We start from the raw sequence: 18,332 nt of genomic DNA on the forward strand, positions 1-18,332 counted from the left end.
GAGGACCCGCACATGACGCACAGCCTGCTCTCCCCCACGGCCACGCTTCTCGTGGGCTCCCTCCGCGCCGCGATCACCCGCGGTGGCGACGACGAAACCGTTGCCGCACAGGTGGCCCGCACGCTGGAAGGGCACCTTACCGACCCGTTCCTGCTGAGCGCGGCGCAGCGCGAGCCCGACCCGAACGCCTACCGCCAGCACGTCCTGCACGTCGAACCGGACGGCAGCTTCTCGGTCGTCGCGCTGGTCTGGCTGCCGGGTCAGGAGACGTGCATCCACGACCACGTCTCGTGGTGCGTCGTCGGCACCTACGTCGGCGAAGAGGAGGAAACCACCTACCGGCTGCGCGGTGACCGGCTGATCCCGTTGCGCGTCAACAAGACCCCCGAGGGCGTGGCGTCCTACCTCGTGCCGCCGGGCGACATCCACAAGGTGTGCAACAACTCCAGCTCCGTCGCCATCTCGATCCACGTCTACGGAGCGGACATCGGCATTCTCGGCACGAGCATCCGGCGCCGCTACGACCAGCCCGTCAGCGGGCGATGATCCCCCGTTCGATCGCCCCCGTGGCGAACGCGACCAGCTGAGCCGGCTTCACCCGGTTGATCCGCGCGCCCTGCAGCAGCAGGTCGTCCGCGAGGCCGATCAGCGAGTCCCAGACCCAGTGCGGCAACGCGGGGTCGTCGATCAGCTCCTGACCGCTCGCCGAGGCCGTCTCCTCGAGAGCCTTCGCGAGGGCCTTGAGCGTCTTGCGGTAGTCCTGGGCCGAGTTCGCGGCCTCCTTGCCTCGACGGCCACCGGAGAGCACCTTGGCCTCCCACTGCGCGGCCGACCGCCCGAACCGCCGCCAGAACTTGGTGACCTGCGGCTCGACCTCCTTCAGCACGCCCGCGATGCCGAGGCTGCGGTCGACGGACGCGAGGGTGCGCCGCAGTTCGTCCAGGCGCCGCTCCATCAACGCCGCGAAGACGTCCTCCTTGCCGGAGAAGTACTGGTAGACGGTGCCGGAACTGACGCCGGCGCCGACCGCGATCGCGCGCATGGTCAGGCCCGCGTACCCCTGCTCCTCGAGGATCCGCTCGGCGGACGACAGGATGTCGCGCCGCCTGCCCTCCGCGTCACCCCAGGCGGTCTGCTCGGTGCTCACGCGTCCAGCCTAACTTGAACAACGTTCAGAACGCATATTGAACGTTGTTCGTTTTGCTCCTACCCTCGGTGACGTGGACCACCTCGACCACCTCGAAGCCGACAGCATCGACATCTTCCGCGAGGCCGTGGCGGAGAGCGCGCGACCGGTCCTGCTGTACTCCATCGGCAAGGACAGCTCGGTGCTGCTGCACCTGGCGCGCAAGGCCTTCTACCCGTCGAAGCCGCCGTTCCCGCTGCTGCACGTCGACACCACGTGGAAGTTCCGGGAGATGATCGCGTTCCGCGACGCGACGGCCGCCGAGCTGGGCCTGGAGCTGATCGTGCACCGCAACCCGGACTGCGTGGCGGCGGGGATCAACCCGTTCGACCACGGTTCCGCGGTGCACACCGACCTGTGGAAGACGCAGGGGCTGCGCCAGGCGCTGGACGAGCACCGCTTCGACGTCGCGTTCGGGGGCGCGCGACGGGACGAGGAAGCCTCCCGCGCCAAGGAAAGGGTGTTCTCGTTCCGCACCGCGCAGCACCGCTGGGAGCCGAAGGACCAGCGGCCCGAGCTGTGGCGGCTCTACAACACGCGGGTCGCGCCCGGCGAGAGCATCCGGGTGTTCCCGCTGTCGAACTGGACCGAGCTCGACGTGTGGCGCTACGTCGAACGCGAGCGGATCCCCGTGGTACCGCTGTACTTCGCGGCGTCACGCCCGGTGGTGGACCGCGACGGAGCGCTGATCATGGTCGACGACGACCGGATGCCGTTGCACGAACGACCGCGCCACGAACTGGTCCGGTTCCGCACGCTCGGCTGCTACCCGCTGACGGGCGCGGTCCGCAGCGGGGCCCGCACGGTCGCGGAGATCGTCGAGGAGATGCGCACCGCGACGACGTCGGAGCGGCAGGGCCGGGTGATCGACCACGACTCGAGCGGGTCGATGGAGCGCAAGAAGCGGGAGGGCTACTTCTGATGGAGCTTCTGCGGTTCATCACCTGCGGCAGCGTCGACGACGGCAAGAGCACGCTGATCGGGCGCCTGCTCTACGAGTCGAAGCTGCTCTACGCCGACCACCTCGCGGCACTGGAGGCGGACTCGCGGCGGGTCGGCACGCGCGGCGGCGACCTGGACTTCGCGCTGCTCGTGGACGGTCTGGCCGCCGAACGCGAGCAGGGCATCACGATCGACGTCGCCTACCGGTTCTTCGCCACGGAGGCACGGCGGTTCATCGTCGCGGACACCCCGGGACACGAGCAGTACACGCGCAACATGGTCACCGGCGCGTCCACGGCCGATGCGGCTGTCCTGCTGCTCGACGCCCGCAAAGGCGTGCTCAGCCAGACGCGGCGGCACGCGCGCATCGTGTCGTTGCTGGGCATCCGGAACGTTGCCGTGGCGGTGAACAAGCTCGACCTGCTGGGCTACTCGCGGGACGCCTTCGAGCAGGTCGGGGCCGAGCTCCTGGAGTTCGCGGCGGAACTGGACCTCGACGAGGTCACCTGCGTGCCGATGTCGGCGACCGAGGGCGTGAACGTGGTCGGACGCGGCGGTCTCACGCCCTGGTACGACGGCCCGACCCTGGTGCAGTGGCTGGAAACCGTGAAGCCCCCGACGCGGCGAGACGGCCCGGCCCGGTTCCTCGTGCAGTGGGTGACCAGGCCGGACGCGACGTTCCGGGGCCTGGCCGGGCGCGTGCTGGACGGGACGCTGGCACGGGACCAGGAGGTCCGCCTCGGCACGCGCACCACCAGGGTGGCCAGGATCGTCACGATGGACGGCGACCTGGAGGCGGCGCCGACCGGCTCGTCGGTCACGGTGGTGCTGGCCGACGAGGTGGACGCGAGCCGCGGTGACGTGCTGGGCGACGCCGCGGACCCACCCCGTGTCGCGGACTCGTTCCAGGCGAAGCTGGTCTGGCTGCACGAGACGGGGTTGCTGCCCGGCCGGCGGTACCTCGCGAAGATCGGCGCGCGCACGGTCGGCTTCACCGCGACGAAGGCGTTGGCGCTCAACGAGATCGGCGTCGACACCGTGCACTTCGACGCGCCCGTGCCGTTCGAGTGCTACCGGGCGAACCGCGACCTCGGGTCGTTCATCGTGCTCGACCGGCTGTCCAACGCCACGGTCGGCGCCGGGATGATCGACTTCGCGCTGGGCCCGGCGAACGTGCGCTGGCAGGAACTGACCGTCGACAAGAACGCCCGGATCGCGCGCAACGGGCACCGGCCGTGCGTCGTGTGGCTGACCGGGCTGTCCGGCGCGGGCAAGTCCACGATCGCGGACCTCGTCGAGAAGGCGCTGCACGCCGAGGGCAGGCACACGTTCCTGCTCGACGGCGACAACGTCCGGCACGGGCTCAACTCCGACCTCGGGTTCACCGACGCCGACCGCGTCGAGAACATCCGGCGCATCGCCGAGGTCGCCGCGCTGATGGTCGACGCCGGACTGGTCGTGCTGGTCTCGTTCATCTCGCCGTTCCGGACCGAGCGGGCGCTGGCACGGGGCCTGGTCGAGGAGGACGAGTTCTGCGAGGTCTTCGTCGACACCCCGCTCGAGGTCGCCGAGCGGCGCGATCCGAAAGGCCTGTACCGCAAGGCGCGCAGGGGTGAGCTGGCGAACTTCACCGGCATCGACTCCCCCTACGAACCACCGCTCGATCCCGAGGTCCGGATCGACACGACGGAGCTGAGCCCGCAGGCCGCCGCCGACGCCGTGGTGGCACGGCTTCGCACGCTCGGCGTCTGTTGAACGTTGTCCAGAATCGTGTAGGTTCCGCTAGAACACGTTCTAACTTCGGGAGGCATCCGGTGCCGGACGAGGCGTGGTCGCAGTTCTGCCGGGCGTTGGAGAAGGCCGGTGACGTGGTGCTCTCGGACGGGGCGCCCGACACCCCGCTGGACCGCGCGGAGGGGTACCGCTACCTCGCGCGGCTGACCCGCGAGATGCTCTACTCCTGCCTGGACAACGCCGATCCCGACTTCCCGCGCTTCCACGAGCTCGACCTCGTGAAGATCGGCGCGGACAACCCGGACAACGTCTACCTGTCCGCGAACGTCCGCGGCGACCGCACGTACCGGATCACCGGCACCCGCGGCACCATCGCGTACTTCAGCATCGGCTCGAAGGCCAACCGGTACGCCGAGGACGGCACGATGGCGTCGACCGGGGAGCTGTCCGACAGCGACCTCGAGATCGCCCCGGACGGCACGGTCGAGATCATCGCGAGCGCCACCGAGCAGAGCGGCAACTGGCTCCCGCTCGCTCCCGACTCCACGGGACTGGTGGTGCGCCAGACCTATCTCGACCGCACCACCGAGACCCCCGGCTCGTGGCACGTCGAGCAGGTCGGCGGCCCGGCCGAACCCGCTCCCCTGACACCCGAGTTCCTCGCCAAAGCGTTGCAGCGGGCTGCTTTGTCGGTGCACGGCACCGCGGCCACGTTCGCGCACTGGACGCGCACGTTCATGGCGCGCCCCAACGAACTCCCCGACTTCGGCCAGGAGATGTTCCAGCGCGCGGGCGGCGACCCGGAGATCTTCTACCTGCACGGGTACTGGGTGTTGCGACCCGGCGAGGCGTGGGTGATCGAGACCGACGTGCCGGACTGCCCGTACTGGAACTTCCAGCTCGACAACTGGTGGATGGAGTCGCTCGACCACCGGCGCAGGATCACCGTCAACAAGCACACGGCGTCGCTCACCGACGGCCGGCTGACGATCGTCGTGGCCGCCGAGGACCCCGGCGTGGGCAACTGGATCGACACCTGCGGCCACACGTCCGGCACGGCGTTGCTGCGCTGGCTCGGCGCGTCCGAGCACCCCGTTCCGAAGTGCCGCGTGGTCGCACTGGAGGAGGTTCGATGACGGCGCTGAAGGTGCCGGACCTGATGGAGAGGGCCACGGCGAAGACCGGGCTCGCGGACTTCGGCGACGACTGGTTCCGCGAGCCGCTGGACGTGCTCGTGCACAGCCTCAACACCGAGGCCGCGTTGTCCCCACCGGGTTTCGAGCTCACCAGGCACCGGCTCACCGCACTGCTGTCCGACCGGCTGCGGCTGCGCGCGGTGCAGCGGTCGAACCCCGGGGTGCTCGACATCGAGGTCCGCGTGGCCGCCGAGATCTGTGGCCTGCCGCGCACCGGGTCGACGCTGCTGCACCGGCTGCTGTCCGCCTCACCGCAGGTGACGTCCACGCTGTCGTGGGAGGTCGCCTACCCGCTGCCGTTCCCAGGCGAGGGTCCGGACGCGGAGCTGCGCAAAGCCCGCGCCCGGGAACGAATGCAGGTGTTCTCGCAGCTCTCCCCCGACTTCGGCGACCTGCACACCGTCGTGTGGGACGGGCCGGAGGAGGACGTGATCCTGCTGGACCGCACGTTCGTGTCGATGAGCTTCGACTCGTTCTACCGGGTGCCCACCTACGGCGACTGGCTGCGCTCCGCGGACCAGCGCCCCGCCTACCGCGAACTGCGCGAGTGGCTGCAGGTGTTGCAGTGGCAGAACACCGCGCGCTCACTGCCCTGGGTGCTCAAGTCACCGCACCACCTGACCGCCGTCGACACGGTGCTGGACGAGTTCCCGGACTGCAGGATCGTGATGACGCACCGCTCCCCGGTCAGCGCCGTGCCGTCGTACGCGTCGATGGTCCGCGCGATGTCCTCGCAGTACAGCGACAACACCGACCCGGTCCACATCGGACGGTACTGGTCCCGCCGGTTCGCCAGGACGCTGGAGGGATTCGCCGCGGCCCGCTCCGCACGCCCCGGCCGGTTCGTGGACGTGCGGTTCGCCGACACCGTCGGCAGACCCCTGGAGGTCGCCCGCGAGGTCATGACCGCCCTGGGCCTGCCTCCCGGTCCCGCCGACGACGAGGCGTTCGAGACCTACCTGGAGCAGAACCGCACCGAACGCCACGGCTCGCACTCCTACACCCCCGAGGACTTCGGACTCTCCGAGGACCAGCTGCGCCGCGACTTCGCCTTCTACTCGGAGGTCTACCTGTGATGCTGCGAGACGAGGTCGTGCTGATCACCGGCGTCGGCCCCGGCCTGGGCTCGAAGCTGGCCGTCCGCGCCGCCGCCGAGGGGGCGAGGGTCGTGATGGCCGCCCGCTCGGCCGACGTGATGAAGCAGGCCGAGAAGGACATCGGCGCGGCCGGCGGGGAAGCGATCGGAGTGCGGTGCGACGTCCGCCGCCCCGACGAGGTGGCGCACCTGGTCGAGACGGCCGTCGAGCGCTTCGGCACCATCACCGGCCTGGTGAACTCGGCCTTCGGCCACCCCGGCTGGTTCGACCTGCTGGACACGCCGGAGAAGGCCGTCCGCCGCTCGGTGGACATCATCCTGTTCGGCGCCCTGAACGTGACGCGCGCGGTCGTGCCGCACATGAAGGCCGCCGGGCGCGGCTCGATCGTCAACGTGGGCACCATGACCACCCGCAAACCGATGCGGGGCGAAGGCGGCTACGCCGTCGCGAAGGCCGCGATGGCGACCGCGACCCAGTTCCTCGCCCTGGAACTGGGCGAGCACGGCATCCGCGCCAACCAGGCCGTGCTGGGCTGGCTCGACGGACCCGGCGTGCGCTTCTACCTCAAGGTCACCGCCGAGGCGCGCGGCACCACCGAACAGGCCGTCTACGACGAGATCGCGGCCCGCAACCCGCTGGGCCGCATCCCGGCCGACGACGCCTGCGCCGGAGCGATCCTGTTCCTGTTGTCCCGCAACGCCTCCGAGGTCACCGGGGCCGTGCTGGACGTCAACGGCGGGGAGTACATGCCGGCATGAGCACACATCTGATCGAGTCCGTGGCCGTCGAGATCGACGCGCCCGCCGCGTTCGTGTGGGACGTGCTGCTCGACTACCCGAACTATCCACAGTGGAATCCCTACACGCTCGCGGTGACGACCACGCTGGCCGTCGGCTCGCCGATCGACCTGACGCTGCCGCGCCCGGACGGCTCCGCGGGCACGTGGGTCAGTCGCGAGTACATCCGCGCGGTCGAACCCCCGCGTTTGCTGCGCTACGACACCGGGGACACGTTCCCCGGCCTGCTCGGCACGCGCGACCAGGTGATCACGCCGCTGTCCGCGAACCGGTGCGGCTACCGGACCTTCGAGACGTTCACGGGCAAGTACGCCGACGCGGTCTTCGCGGCCCAGGGCGCCTACGTGAAGAACGGCTTCGACTCGGTGGCCCACGCGCTGCGCGACCGGGTGGTGTCGCTCCTCGGGGTGTGAGTAGTTGTACCGATGCCGTCTCCCAGGAGTGGCGGCACCCTCGACGTGTGACCGAAATCGACCGTGGCCGACTCGCCGCACTGGCCGGGTTCGCCACCACCGCCGTCCTGCTGACCCTGACCGTCATCGCCTTCCTGAACGACACCTTCGAGTCGTTCGGCTGGCGCGGCGGCGAGTACGCCTACTCGTTCATCTGGATCGCCCTCGGCTCGGCCCTCGTCGGCCTGGTCGTGAAGGTCGCCGCACCGGCACCGTGGCGGTCGGCGGGGACGGGCCTCGCGCTGGCCGGTTCGGTCGGTGTGCTGGTCGTCATCGCGCTGGTCGTGACGTTCATCTGGGCGTGGTCGAACATGGCGGTGTAGCTACAGCATCTGCGACAGGTCCCGGAGTGCCGTGGCGATCTGCTCCCGGTGCCCGTCCAGGGTCTCCGTGGTGACGCCGCCCGCCGCCGCCCGCGCCACCTCGTCGGTGGCGACCTTGAGCACCGCGCTCATCGACGCGGCCTGCACCCGGACGTCGAATCCGTCGGACGGGCGGCCCAGGCGTTCCGCGAGCACCTCGGTGAGCGCGTCCTCCGCCCGTTCGCGCAGCATCAGGTAGGCGGCGCGCAACGCCCGTTCGCCGTGGGTGAGCCGCACGACCGAGAGGACCGCCTCGATGTCCTCGTCGGAGGCCGCGTCGAGCAACGGGCTGTAGGCCTCGCGCAGGTGGTCGATGAGGTCGATCTCACGCGGCCAGGCCCGCACGACGGCGCAGAACGCGTCCACCATCTTCGTGAGCAGCGGCTCGACGCAGCTCTCCTTCTGCGGGAAGTAGCGCCAGAACGTGCGCTCGGAGACGCCCGCGGCCTGCGCGATCTGCTCCCCCGACGTCGCGGCGACGCCCTGCTCGGCGAACAACCGGACGGCGTGGCGCGAGATGTCGAGGCGCTGACGCCGACGCTGCTCGTCGCTCACCGGCGGCCGTCCCCGGCGAGGCTTTTCTGTCGCAACGTCCGTCATCGGGCGATTTAAGCACGTCACCCGCCTGAGAACATTTATTGGCACCATCTGCCATTAAGCGCTACGGTCGGTGCATGAGCATTGACGCAGAGCGCCTGACGCTACCGCTGCCCAGGCCGAACGTCCTCGAACTCGCTCCGCTCTACGAGGTGCTGCGACGTGAGGCGCCGATCGCACCCGTGACGACACCGGCGGGTGACCCCGCCTGGCTCGTGACCCGGTTCGAGGAGGTCCGCCTCCTGCTGGGGGACAAGCGCTTCGGCCGGTCCCACCCCGAACCGGAGAAGGCCTCCCGCGTCTCGACGGCCGCCGTCCAGGACGGGCCTACCGGTGAGTACGCGACCGAGGAGGCCGACCACACGCGCATGCGCCGCCTGCTCACGCCCGCGTTCTCCGCGAAGCGCATGCGGAAGCTGGGCGACAACATGGAGGAGCTGGTCGACGGCTACCTCGACGCGCTGGTCGCCGAGCACGAGCGGACCGGCGTGGTGGACCTGCACCACGGCCTCGCGTTCCCGCTGCCGGTCGCCATGATCTGCCGGCTGCTCGGGGTGCCCGAGGAGGACAACGAGAAGTTCGCGTCGCTGTCCGAGCGCATGGCCGGCACCGAGATCGGTGACGAGGCGCAGCGGGCGCGCGAGGAGTTCATGCGGTACATGGTCGGTCTCGTCGAGGGCAAGCGCGGTGCGCTCGGCGAGGACGTGATCTCCGACCTCGTGCGCGCCCAGGCCGACGACGAGACGTTCGACTACGTGCAGATGGTCCGGCTCTGCGTCGGTCTGCTGTTCGCGGGCCACGAGACCACGGTCAACCGCATCGGCCTCGGCGTGCTGTTCCTGCTCACCGAACGCTCGCGCTGGGACGCGCTCGTCGCCGACCCGGACGGCCGCGTCGACGCGGTGGTCGAGGAGGTCATGCGCCTCGGCGCCCCCGGCGACCTCGGTCTGCTGCGGTATGCGCGGGAGGACGTCGACATCGCGGGTGTGACGATCCAGGCCGGCGACGCGGTGGTGCTCTCCATCAACGCCGCCAACCGCGACGCGACCGTGTACTCCGACGCCGAGGAGTTCAACCCCGACCGTCCGGAGAGGACGCACCTCGGTTTCGGCCACGGCGCCCACTTCTGCATCGGCGCCTCGCTGGCCCGCACGGAGCTGCGCGTCGTGTTCGCCGCGCTGGCCAAGCGCCTGCCGCAGATGCGGCTCGCCAAGGAACTCGATCAGCTGCAGGTCCGCGCGACGCTCACCGGCGGCGTGGCGGAGCTGCCCGTCACCTGGAGGTCGGCGTGAACATCGTGGTGGACCAGGGGAAGTGCGTCGGGGCGGGTCAGTGCGTGCTGGCCGCGGACGACGTGTTCGACCAGCGCGACGACGACGGTCTGGTGGATCTGCTCGACGCGCACCCGCCGGCCGAGCGCCTCGCGGACGTGAAGCACGCGGCCGCCGTCTGCCCGGCGTCGGCGATCGCCGTCTCGGAGTAGTCCCGCGGTGCCGGACCGGTTCGCCGGTCCGGCACCCCCGGGCTCAGACGAAGTACGAGTCGTGCTTGACCCGGAACGCGGTGAGGTCCTCCTCCGCGATGTCCCCGAGCTTCTCGAAGTACTCCTCGCGCGGCGCGCCGGGCGTGAACAGCAGCAGCATCTCGGCCGCCGCGTCGGAGTCGTTGCGGAAGGCGTGCAACCCGCCCTGCGGCACGTGCAGGAAGTCGCCCGGCCCCGCCTCGATCCACCTGTCGCCGTTGTAGAGGCGCACGACGCCGTTGAGGACGAAGAACGACTCGGAGATCGTCCGGTGGAAGTGGGTCGCCGGGCCGCCCGCCCTCGGTCTCATCATCACGCGGTACAGCCCGAACTCGCCACCCGTGGTGGCGGTGGTCGCGAGGTAGTGGATGCCGTCGCCCTCGGTGCCCTTGTCCGGCGGCGTGCTCGCGGGGCGGAAGCGCGCGTTCACCTCGCCGGTCTGTCCGAAGTAGACCTCTTCGGGATACGACAAGTCCCCTCCTAGTCCTTCATCAGCGGCTCGACCAGCTTCGTCCCGTCCGCCTTGCCCACGAAGCAGTAGATCAGGCGGTCGGAACTGCGGTAGCCGTTCTCCGTCTTCACCTTCCACGCCTCCGCGGTCGGGATGATCACCCAGTACCGCAGGGTCTTCTCCTTGTCCTGGCCGTTCACCTTGTCCGACAGGAACGTGCGCGTGCACCCGGTACCGCCGATCTTGGTGAGCTCCTCGGCGCCGGGGTAGGGCACGTCCTTCTCGATCTCGGTGTTGGCGAGGACGGTGTCGAGCACCTCGACGTCGTGCTCGGCGTAGCAGCCGACGCGGTCCTTCGACTCGATCTTGCGGACGTCCTTGGCCGGCACCCAGGTGAGGCAGGACTTGCGGAACGCCATCGACACCACGCCGTCCGCGATGTCGCCACCCGGCCCGATGGTCAGGACGGGTTGCATCGCGGGCGTGCTCGCCGGGCCGTCCGGCGTGCCCAGGCCCCAGCTCGTGAACATCGGCTTGAACACGGTGAAGTACAGCAGGACCAGCGCGCCGACGAGGAACAGCGGGATCAGGGTTCCGGCGAGGATCGCGCCGACGGGGCGCTTGCGGCGAGGGGGCACCGGGAAGGCCGGGGCGGGGGCGAACTGGCCGATCGCGACGGGACCCGACGTCGGGGGCGGGGTGAACCGGCCGATCGCCACGGGGCCCGACGTCGGCGGCGGCGGGCCCTGCGCCGGCAGCGTCGCGAGCACCGCGCCCAACGCCGGACCGGCCACGGTCGGCATGCCGTCCGCCACCGGCCCGGTCCGCCTGGACGCGTGGGTCTCCGCGAGGAGCGCCGCCTCGATGAGGCGGTGTGCCCGCTCGACACCGGTCCTGCGGGCGGGATCGGGTTCCATCAGGCCGGTGATCAGCTCGCCGAGGGGACCGGTGACGCGGGGCACCGGGCGTTCGCTCATCACCGCGAGGATCGTCGCCGAGGTGGTCGGGCGGTCGAACGCGCCGCGGCCCTCCACGGCGAAGAACAGCGTCGCGCCCAGCGCCCACAGGTCCCACGCGGGCGAGGCGTCACCGCCCGCGAGGCGTTCCGGCGCCATGTAGGCGGGTGAGCCGATCAACGTGCCGGTCGCCGTCAGCTTGGGGTCGTCGACGGCCTGGGCGATGCCGAAGTCGGTGAGCTTCGCGGTGCCCCTGCCGGGCACCATCACGTTGCCCGGCTTGACGTCCCGGTGCACGACGCCGGACGCGTGCGCGGCCTCCAGCGCGTTCAGCAGCTGCCCCGCCAGCGTCGCGGCCGCGCGGACGCCCAGCGGACCGGAGCTCTCGACCAGCGACTCCAGGGTCGGGGCGTTGATCAGCTCCATGACGATGTACGTCTGGTCGTCCTCGGAGATGAGGTCGTAGACGGTGACCACGGCGGGATCCTGCAACTGGCTCGCGATGCGCGCCTCGCGCAGCACCCGCTCCTGGTAGACGGCGCGTTCCGCGGCCGGGACGCCTTGGGGCAGCAGCAGTTCCTTCACGGCGACCTCGCGGCCGAGCACGGTGTCCTTCCCCAGCCACACGGCCCCCATGCCGCCCCGGCCGAGCTCGCGGTCCAGCCGGTAGCGTCTGTTGCCCACCTCGCGCATGCGCGGAAGTCTGTCACCCGGTCCGGTGACGTACACCGGCAGCGTCACCTGACGGGCGCGAGCGTTCCGGAGCCCCGCCTAGCGTCGCGCGGCGTGAGACGACTGACGAAGTTGTTGGCTACAACACTGCTCCTGACCGGCCTGGCGCCACTCGCGCCCGCCTCGGCGAGCACCCCTGACTGCGCGGCGGTCGCGGTCACCGCCCCGGCGGGTGCGAAGATCGAGTCCGTGGGCGCCGTGAGCCGTCCGGCGCACTGCGAGATCACCGTGACGCTCACCCACACCGGCGACCACGTGAAGGTCGTCGTCGGCCTGCCGCAGAACTGGACGGGCCGCCTGCAGGGCGTCGGCGGCAGCGCCTACGCCGCCGGCGACACCGGTGCGCCGTTCGAGCAGGCGGTCGAGGACGGCTACGCCGCCGTGACGACCGACGCCGGGGTGCTGGACGCCCTCAACACCAGCTGGGCGCTCCGGAACGGCTCGGTGGACCAGACCCTGCTGGCGAACTTCGCCACGCGGTCGGTGCACGAGGCGGCGGTGATCGCCAAGCAGGTCGTGCGCGGGCACTACCAGCGCCCGGTCACCTACTCGTACTGGAACGGCTGCTCGACCGGCGGCCGCCAGGGGTACGCGGAGGCGCAGCACTTCCCGGACGACTACGACGGCGTCCTCGCCAACGCGCCCGCCGTCAACTGGGCGCAGTTCGCCGTCGCGACCCTGTGGCCGCAGGTCGTGCAGGGCAACGACGGGCACGTCGTCAGCAACTGCGTGCTCGACGCGTTCCGCAAGGCGGCCGTGGAGGCGTGCGATGCGAACGACCGCGTCCGTGACGGCATCGTCGACCGCCCGGACCGCTGCGGCTACGACCCGCGGCAGCTGATCGGCACGAAGATCCTGTGCGAGGGCACCGAGATCACGGTGACGAAGGCCGACGCCGACGTCATGCGCAAGATCTGGGACGGCCCGACCGACGAGCGCGGCCGCAGCCTCTGGCCGGGCCTGCCGAAGGGCGCCGACCCGGTGTGGCTCGCGGGCACGCTGCCCGGCGCGTCCGGTCCCGGCTTCCCCGTCGCCGCGCTGTGGGTGCAGAGCTTCCTGCTGAAGCAGCCCGGCTTCGACACCTCGAAGCTCACCTACGCCCAGTACCGCGACCTGTTCCGCCAGTCGGTGCGCGAGTACGACGGCGTCATCGGCACCTCCGATCCGGACCTGTCGGCGTTCCGCCGCTCGGGCGGCAAGCTGATCACGTTCGTCGGCACCAACGACCAGTTGATCCCGCCCGGCGGCACGCTGCGGTACCGCGACGCCGTCGAGCGGCGGATGGGCCACGTCGACGACTTCTACCGCCTGTTCACCGCTCCCGGAGTCGACCACTGCTCCGGCGGCAGCGGCGCTCAGCCCACGAACGCGTTGGGCCAGCTGGTCGACTGGGTCGAACGCGGCAAGGCGCCGGCCACCCTCACCGCCGCCACGGCCGGCTCGACCCGCGACCTCTGCGCGTACCCGAAGGTGTCGCGGTACGTGTACGGCGACCCGAAGGCGGCCTCCAGCTACCGCTGCCTCTAGGCGGGCGGCTCGGCGCCGGGCTCGGCCTCGCCGGCGGACACGAGGCCGAGCGCCCCTTCCTCCGCGGAGACGAGCGAGTCGATCGCGTCGAAGAACGCCTTGATGCCCGGCAGGTTCGGTCCCTTCCGGCTGGACGCGGCGTAGTCCTCGGAGGAGCGCCACTCGACGATGTCGAGCCACTCGTCGTTCGGCAGCCGCACGAGCCGCGCGCCGAGGAAACCCTCGCGGTCGGCCTCGAAGTCGGCGACCATGCCCGGCCGGGCGGCCAGCAGCGCCTCGACGTTCTCGGGTGCCACGCGGAAGCGGGTGAGTTCCACCGAAGTAGTCATGTTTTCATGATAGTCACGATTCTTGACCAAATCCAGGTCGACCCACGAGGCGCTGGTGCTCGGTGATGTCCACGAGCACGTGCTTGAACCGCGCGTACTCGTCCTCGCCGACCCGTTCGGCGTGCCGCTCCTGCATCGCGGCCATGATGTGGTCGGCGGCCTTCATCTGCGCGAGCCCGCGGCCGGTGGGACAGACGAGCTTCGCCCGGCGGTCACTCGGATCGGGCCGGCGCTCGACGTAGCCGAGCGCCTCCAGCTCGTCGACCAGCGTGCCGATGATCTGCTTGTGCTGCCCCGAGAGGTGCGCGAGGTCCGTCGCACGCACCCCCTCGGGGTCGAGGTAGGCGAGCACCGCGCCGTGGCGGTGCTTGAGGTCGCCGAACCCCAGGTCGGCGAGCTTCTCGAAGAGCTCCCGCTGCACCGCGAACAGCAGGCGGCCCGACAGGACGCCCAGATCGGGGTTCGAGGCGTTGCGTTCCGCTCGGGTGACCATCGGTTCACCCTAGCGGCGCGCGGAGGTCGACCGACCGTGTGCACGCGACGCCCGCGGAGCGTCCTCTCCCCCACCAACTCAGGCGCGCTGCAGCGCCTTCGGGTACAGCCAGCTGCCGGGCGTGTCCTCCGCCGGGTTCGTGTAGTAGTCCCGCACCGCCGCGACGTACTCCTGCACGCTGATCGCCCCGTCACCGTCCGTGTCGAGGTGCAGGAACGCGGTCGCGCACTCCTCCACCGACAGGCCGCGCGCCTTCAGCAGCACCCCGAACTCGGCGGCGTCGACACGGCCGTCGCCGTTGGTGTCCATGAGGACGAGGAGGGACTGGACGACCTCGAGGAAGTCCATGTTGATCGGGCCGCCCTCGACGAAGGCCTCGATCATGGCGGCGCGGTACTCGTCCGGGCCGATGCGGCCGTCGCGGTCGGTGTCGCAGTGGTCGGCGAGCATCTCCCAGAACCTGTCGTAGGCCTCGACCAGGTCGCGGCCCCGCTCGGAGGAGGCGGGCTCGCCGTACGCCTGGAGCAGGCGGTTGGCGAGGGCGTAGATGTCCGCCAGTTCGATGACGCCGTTGCGGTTGACGTCGTAGTGGGCGAAGGTCGAGTCGATCCTGTGCTGCAACACCTGCTTCATGATGAGGCACTGTGGTGACGCGGCCGGGAGGATGCAACGCGCGTCCCCCTCCTGGGTGGTGTTGTTCAGCCGGTTCCGCGAAGCCGGTATAGTTATACCGGTAACCGCTGATGGAGGAACACGTTGATCGAGCTCAAGTCCCCCGCCGAGATCGAGCGCATGCACGTCACCGGCCAGTTCATCGCGGAAGTGCTCGACGAGCTCTCCGCCAGGGCCGCGGTGGGTGTGAACCTGCTCGACCTCGAACACCACGCGCGCCACATGCTGCAGGAACGCGGCGCCGTGTCCTGCTACTGGGACTACTCGCCGTCGTTCGGACGCGGGCCGTTCCGCAACGTCACCTGCCTGGCGGTCAACGACGCGGTGCTGCACGGCCTGCCCAAGAGCTACGTGCTGGCCGACGGCGACGTGCTGACCATGGACATCGCCGTCCTCATCGACGGCTGGGCGGCCGACTCGGCCATGACCGTCATCGTCGGCACGCCACGCGAAGAGGACCAGCGCCTGATCCAGGCCACCGAGGTGGCGCTCGCGGCCGCGATCGAGGCGGCGCAGGTCGGCAACCGCATCGGCGACATCTCGGCGGCGATCGGCGAGGTCTGCGGCCAGTACGGGTACACGCCCAACCTGGAGTTCGGCGGCCACGGCATCGGCCGGACCATGCACGAGGCTCCGCACATCTCCAACAACGGCCGCCGCCGGCACGGCATGAAGCTCAAGCCGGGCCTGACCGTGGCGATCGAGCCGTGGCTCGCCGCCACCACCGACGAGATCGTCTACGACGAGGACGGCTGGACGTTGCGCTCGGCCGACGGCTCGCGCACGGCGCACTCCGAGCACACGGTCGCGATCACCGAGGACGGCCCGCTGGTGCTGACGCGCCGCAAGAGCGAACTGAAGGCTCAGCCCGCGTCCTCCCAGGCCGGCACGCCCCAGGCGTGACAGTGGAGGTGTCCACCGCGCTGCCGATCAGCCGGGACCGGTGAACGAGACCGGCTCGCGGCGGTGCGGGGTCCTCCAGCTCGATCCACAGTCCACAACGGACACAAGGGAGCCCGACCGAGCACACCCCACCCGGAAAAGCACTCGCACGTGAGCCGGACACCCGCGGACCGCGTCAGCCACGCAGCGCGAGCCAGCCGCACGAGCGCCAACGTCAATAGCCTTCCAATTCGTGTCCAATTCCAGGTCAGCACCGCCTGCCGTCGCGGCAGTTGCTCGTTTCGGCGCAAGGAAGCGCAAGGCATCGGCCTACCTGAAGCCCGCATTGTTGCGTCATCATGGGAATCGCCTGCACTGACCGGCACTCGGCGTGAGGGGAATCGACACCATGAGCTCATCGGGCTTGGAGCCGGACCTGGAATCCGCGCTGATCGACCTCGAAGGCGTCCCCTTCACGAGGTTGCGCGACCTGGACAGCGCCCACCTGCGCCGCTCCCTGCAACACGTCGTGGAACGAGCCGCGCTCGTGACCGCGGGCTACAGAAGCTCCAACGAATCCGGCGGTGAGCGAATCGACTGATCATGTCGCAGCCCACCCCTTTCCACCGCATGCCGTGGGCCGACTTCGACGCCTTCGCACGCCTGAACGGGGACGCGTCCATGATCGGCCGGTTGCGCGCGGCCGAACTCAGCAGGCGCAAGCTGCTCGTGCACGCACTGCTCGAAGCGTCCGCGAAAACGCCAGGGGCGTTCGGGCCGCTGCCGCCGCTCGAGGCGGTCTGGGACCTGCTCGCGCGGGTTGAGAACGTGTCACCGGCCGCCCTCGACCGGGTGTTCGCGCACCCCTACACCGGGAGCTGGGCCGGGTACTCGACGAGGTTGCTGACCCACGGCGCGGCCGGTGTTTGTCCGTTGTGGACCCACCTCGGCCACGTGCACGCGCTCGCGGCCGCGGCGGCGATCACGGCCGACCTGGACTTCGAGATCGCGGTACCGCTGTGGGAGGGCAACGCGGCACTGCCTTCACTGGGGACGGCGCGGTTGCCTGCCGCGGACCGCTTCTCCACGGCGGTGGTGAGCGGTGGACGCGGCCGCTACGCCGTCCGCGGTGAGAGCGGCGAGGTCCGGCTGCCGGCCAGGCTCGACGCCGATTCCCCCGGCTGGTGGGCACTGCGCACGTGCCGGGCCGGTGACGCGGCGAGCCGGCTCTCGGTGACCCTGGACGACCTCGACCCCTACCGCGGGCTGCACGAGCCGCTGCCGCCGGACCGGCTGGCGAGCACCGCGACCGCCACCTGGCGACGTCTGCTGAGCGAAGCCTGGGACCTGCTGCGAGACGTCACACCGGATCTGGCCGGGATGATCGCCGCCGGTCTGAACTCCGTGGTGCCCAAGCCGAACGTGCCGTTCCAGAACCCGAGCGCGTCGACCGGCGAGGCCTTCGGCAGTGTCGTGATCGGGCTGCCCGAGAACTCCGCCGATCTGGCCGCCACCCTGGTCCACGAGCACCAGCACATCGTGCTCGGCGGGATCCTCCACCTGGCGCGGTTGTACGAGAACGACCGCACGGAGCGGATTTACGTGCCCTGGCGGGACGATCCCCGCCCTCTCAGCGGTGCGTACCAGGGCGTCACCGCGTTCTTCGGCGTGACCTCGTTCTGGCGCGCCACGGCCCGATCAGGGACATCGCGACGGGCGGTGTTCGAGTTCGCCCATTGGCGGGGCCAGACGTGGCGGACACTGCTGACTCTGCGCAAGGATCCGACGCTGACCGAAGCGGGACGACGTTTTCTGGACGGCATCGCCGAAGTGCTCGGACCGTGGCAGCACGATCCGGTGCCCGAGGACGTCCTGGAACTGACCGAACTGCTCGCCGCCGATCACCGGGCCGGTTGGCTCCTGCGGCACCTGCGGCCGGATCACGCGGTGGTCTCCGCGGCAGCAGCCGCCTGGCTGGCCGGCGACGCGCGGCCTCCTGTCGTCCTGGCGCCGGCCGATCTCCCCCCGACGCCGGTGCCGGACGGACCGTGGTCGCGAAGCCGGGCGACGTTGCTGCGCCTTGCCCTGAGCCGGGATGGGCACGAGGACTGGCGGACGGTCCCCGGCGCCACCGAGGCGGACTTCGCCCTGATCACCGGACACCACGTCGACGCGGCCCGCGGCTACCGCGCGGAGCTGCGCGCCGACCCCGACCGGCCGGTCGCACTGGTGGGGCTGGGACTCGCCCTGAACGCGGCCGGTCCCAACCCGGCCGCACGCGCACTGCTGCACTGCCCGGAAATGGTGCGTGCGGTGCACCGGGAACTCCGGCGCACCGCACTCGACGTACCGACACCGGAGAAGCTCGCCTGGTGGCTCGGCCAGCTCGTCTCCGGCTGAGGCCC

The 18,332-nt window shown here is 70.5% G+C and carries 21 protein-coding genes; 14 read left to right on the forward strand and 7 right to left on the reverse strand.

Features of this window, described 5'->3' with window-relative positions:
* Positions 1-12: 12 nt before the first annotated feature.
* On the forward strand, positions 13-546 hold the full coding sequence (locus tag BMY74_RS23050; protein ID WP_089919356.1) for a cysteine dioxygenase family protein: 534 nt from the start codon (positions 13-15) through the stop codon (positions 544-546).
* Here BMY74_RS23050 and BMY74_RS23055 read toward each other — a convergent pair.
* Positions 533-1,147, reverse strand: a complete 615-nt coding sequence (locus BMY74_RS23055; RefSeq protein ID WP_089919358.1) for a TetR/AcrR family transcriptional regulator — start codon at positions 1,145-1,147, stop codon at positions 533-535. The genes BMY74_RS23050 and BMY74_RS23055 overlap by 14 nt on opposite strands.
* Positions 1,148-1,220: 73 nt before the next feature.
* Here BMY74_RS23055 and cysD point away from each other — a divergent pair, with 73 nt between their 5' ends.
* From cysD to BMY74_RS23090, 7 genes are read left to right on the forward strand one after another with little or no spacing between them, the layout of a single operon-like run.
* Complete coding sequence (gene cysD / locus BMY74_RS23060; protein WP_218159703.1) at positions 1,221-2,108, forward strand: sulfate adenylyltransferase subunit CysD; 888 nt, start codon at positions 1,221-1,223, stop codon at positions 2,106-2,108.
* On the forward strand, positions 2,108-3,883 hold the full coding sequence (gene cysC / locus BMY74_RS23065) for an adenylyl-sulfate kinase (RefSeq protein WP_089919362.1): 1,776 nt from the start codon (positions 2,108-2,110) through the stop codon (positions 3,881-3,883). The genes cysD and cysC overlap by 1 nt, the downstream gene beginning before the upstream one ends.
* A 59-nt stretch (positions 3,884-3,942) precedes the next feature.
* A complete protein-coding gene (locus tag BMY74_RS23070) occupies positions 3,943-4,998 on the forward strand; it encodes a DUF1214 domain-containing protein (protein WP_089919365.1) in 1,056 nt (351 codons plus the stop codon).
* A complete protein-coding gene (locus BMY74_RS23075) occupies positions 4,995-6,134 on the forward strand; it encodes a sulfotransferase family protein (protein WP_089919367.1) in 1,140 nt (379 codons plus the stop codon). The genes BMY74_RS23070 and BMY74_RS23075 overlap by 4 nt, the downstream gene beginning before the upstream one ends.
* Positions 6,134-6,913, forward strand: a complete 780-nt coding sequence (locus tag BMY74_RS23080) for an SDR family oxidoreductase (RefSeq protein ID WP_089919684.1) — start codon at positions 6,134-6,136, stop codon at positions 6,911-6,913. The genes BMY74_RS23075 and BMY74_RS23080 overlap by 1 nt, the downstream gene beginning before the upstream one ends.
* Entirely contained in the window at positions 6,910-7,365 is a 456-nt protein-coding gene (locus BMY74_RS23085) for an SRPBCC domain-containing protein (RefSeq protein ID WP_089919369.1), read from the forward strand. Before BMY74_RS23080 ends, BMY74_RS23085 begins: the two co-directional genes overlap by 4 nt.
* Positions 7,366-7,412: 47 nt before the next feature.
* On the forward strand, positions 7,413-7,727 hold the full coding sequence (locus BMY74_RS23090; protein ID WP_089919371.1) for a hypothetical protein: 315 nt from the start codon (positions 7,413-7,415) through the stop codon (positions 7,725-7,727).
* On the opposite strand, the gene BMY74_RS23095 is transcribed toward BMY74_RS23090, so the two are convergent.
* Positions 7,728-8,321, reverse strand: a complete 594-nt coding sequence (locus BMY74_RS23095) for a TetR family transcriptional regulator (protein WP_089919373.1) — start codon at positions 8,319-8,321, stop codon at positions 7,728-7,730.
* 119 nt (positions 8,322-8,440) lie between these two features.
* On the opposite strand from BMY74_RS23095, the gene BMY74_RS23100 reads away from it, so the two are divergent.
* Positions 8,441-9,655 (forward strand): cytochrome P450, encoded by a 1,215-nt coding sequence (locus BMY74_RS23100; RefSeq protein ID WP_089919375.1) that lies wholly within the window; start codon positions 8,441-8,443, stop codon positions 9,653-9,655.
* Positions 9,652-9,846, forward strand: coding sequence for a ferredoxin (locus tag BMY74_RS23105; protein ID WP_089919376.1), 195 nt, complete (start codon positions 9,652-9,654; stop codon positions 9,844-9,846). Before BMY74_RS23100 ends, BMY74_RS23105 begins: the two co-directional genes overlap by 4 nt.
* Before the next feature lie 43 nt (positions 9,847-9,889).
* On the opposite strand, the gene BMY74_RS23110 is transcribed toward BMY74_RS23105, so the two are convergent.
* Positions 9,890-10,357 (reverse strand): cupin domain-containing protein, encoded by a 468-nt coding sequence (locus BMY74_RS23110; RefSeq protein ID WP_089919378.1) that lies wholly within the window; start codon positions 10,355-10,357, stop codon positions 9,890-9,892.
* Between the two features lie 8 nt (positions 10,358-10,365).
* Positions 10,366-11,985: a serine/threonine-protein kinase gene (locus BMY74_RS45775; RefSeq protein WP_089919686.1), complete on the reverse strand. Its 1,620-nt coding sequence runs from the start codon at positions 11,983-11,985 to the stop codon at positions 10,366-10,368.
* Positions 11,986-12,078: 93 nt separating this feature from the next.
* On the opposite strand from BMY74_RS45775, the gene BMY74_RS23120 reads away from it, so the two are divergent.
* Positions 12,079-13,551, forward strand: coding sequence for a tannase/feruloyl esterase family alpha/beta hydrolase (locus tag BMY74_RS23120; protein WP_089919380.1), 1,473 nt, complete (start codon positions 12,079-12,081; stop codon positions 13,549-13,551).
* Here BMY74_RS23120 and BMY74_RS23125 read toward each other — a convergent pair.
* The 3 genes from BMY74_RS23125 to BMY74_RS23135 all read right to left on the reverse strand — a co-directional run bounded on the left by BMY74_RS23125 (position 13,548) and on the right by BMY74_RS23135 (position 15,006).
* Entirely contained in the window at positions 13,548-13,880 is a 333-nt protein-coding gene (locus BMY74_RS23125) for an antibiotic biosynthesis monooxygenase family protein (protein ID WP_089919382.1), read from the reverse strand. The genes BMY74_RS23120 and BMY74_RS23125 overlap by 4 nt on opposite strands.
* A 13-nt stretch (positions 13,881-13,893) precedes the next feature.
* On the reverse strand, positions 13,894-14,373 hold the full coding sequence (locus BMY74_RS23130; protein ID WP_089919384.1) for a MarR family winged helix-turn-helix transcriptional regulator: 480 nt from the start codon (positions 14,371-14,373) through the stop codon (positions 13,894-13,896).
* A gap of 78 nt (positions 14,374-14,451) precedes the next feature.
* The gene (locus BMY74_RS23135; protein WP_089919385.1) at positions 14,452-15,006 is read right to left on the reverse strand and encodes an EF-hand domain-containing protein; all 555 of its coding nucleotides are present in this window, start codon (positions 15,004-15,006) and stop codon (positions 14,452-14,454) included.
* A gap of 123 nt (positions 15,007-15,129) precedes the next feature.
* Between BMY74_RS23135 and map the strand changes: the two genes are divergently transcribed.
* From map to BMY74_RS23150, 3 genes are all read left to right on the forward strand, one after another.
* Positions 15,130-15,948 carry a type I methionyl aminopeptidase gene (gene map / locus BMY74_RS23140; RefSeq protein ID WP_089919388.1) on the forward strand — a complete coding sequence of 273 codons (819 nt, stop codon included), beginning with the start codon at positions 15,130-15,132 and terminating at the stop codon, positions 15,946-15,948.
* Between the two features lie 388 nt (positions 15,949-16,336).
* A complete protein-coding gene (locus BMY74_RS23145; protein WP_245786311.1) occupies positions 16,337-16,528 on the forward strand; it encodes a hypothetical protein in 192 nt (63 codons plus the stop codon).
* A gap of 2 nt (positions 16,529-16,530) precedes the next feature.
* Positions 16,531-18,327 (forward strand): HEXXH motif domain-containing protein, encoded by a 1,797-nt coding sequence (locus BMY74_RS23150; protein ID WP_089919391.1) that lies wholly within the window; start codon positions 16,531-16,533, stop codon positions 18,325-18,327.
* Positions 18,328-18,332: the final 5 nt, after the last annotated feature.

It is taken from the genome of Lentzea albida, assembly GCF_900111005.1.
In the GTDB taxonomy this organism is placed as follows: Bacteria; Actinomycetota; Actinomycetes; order Mycobacteriales; family Pseudonocardiaceae; genus Lentzea; species Lentzea albida.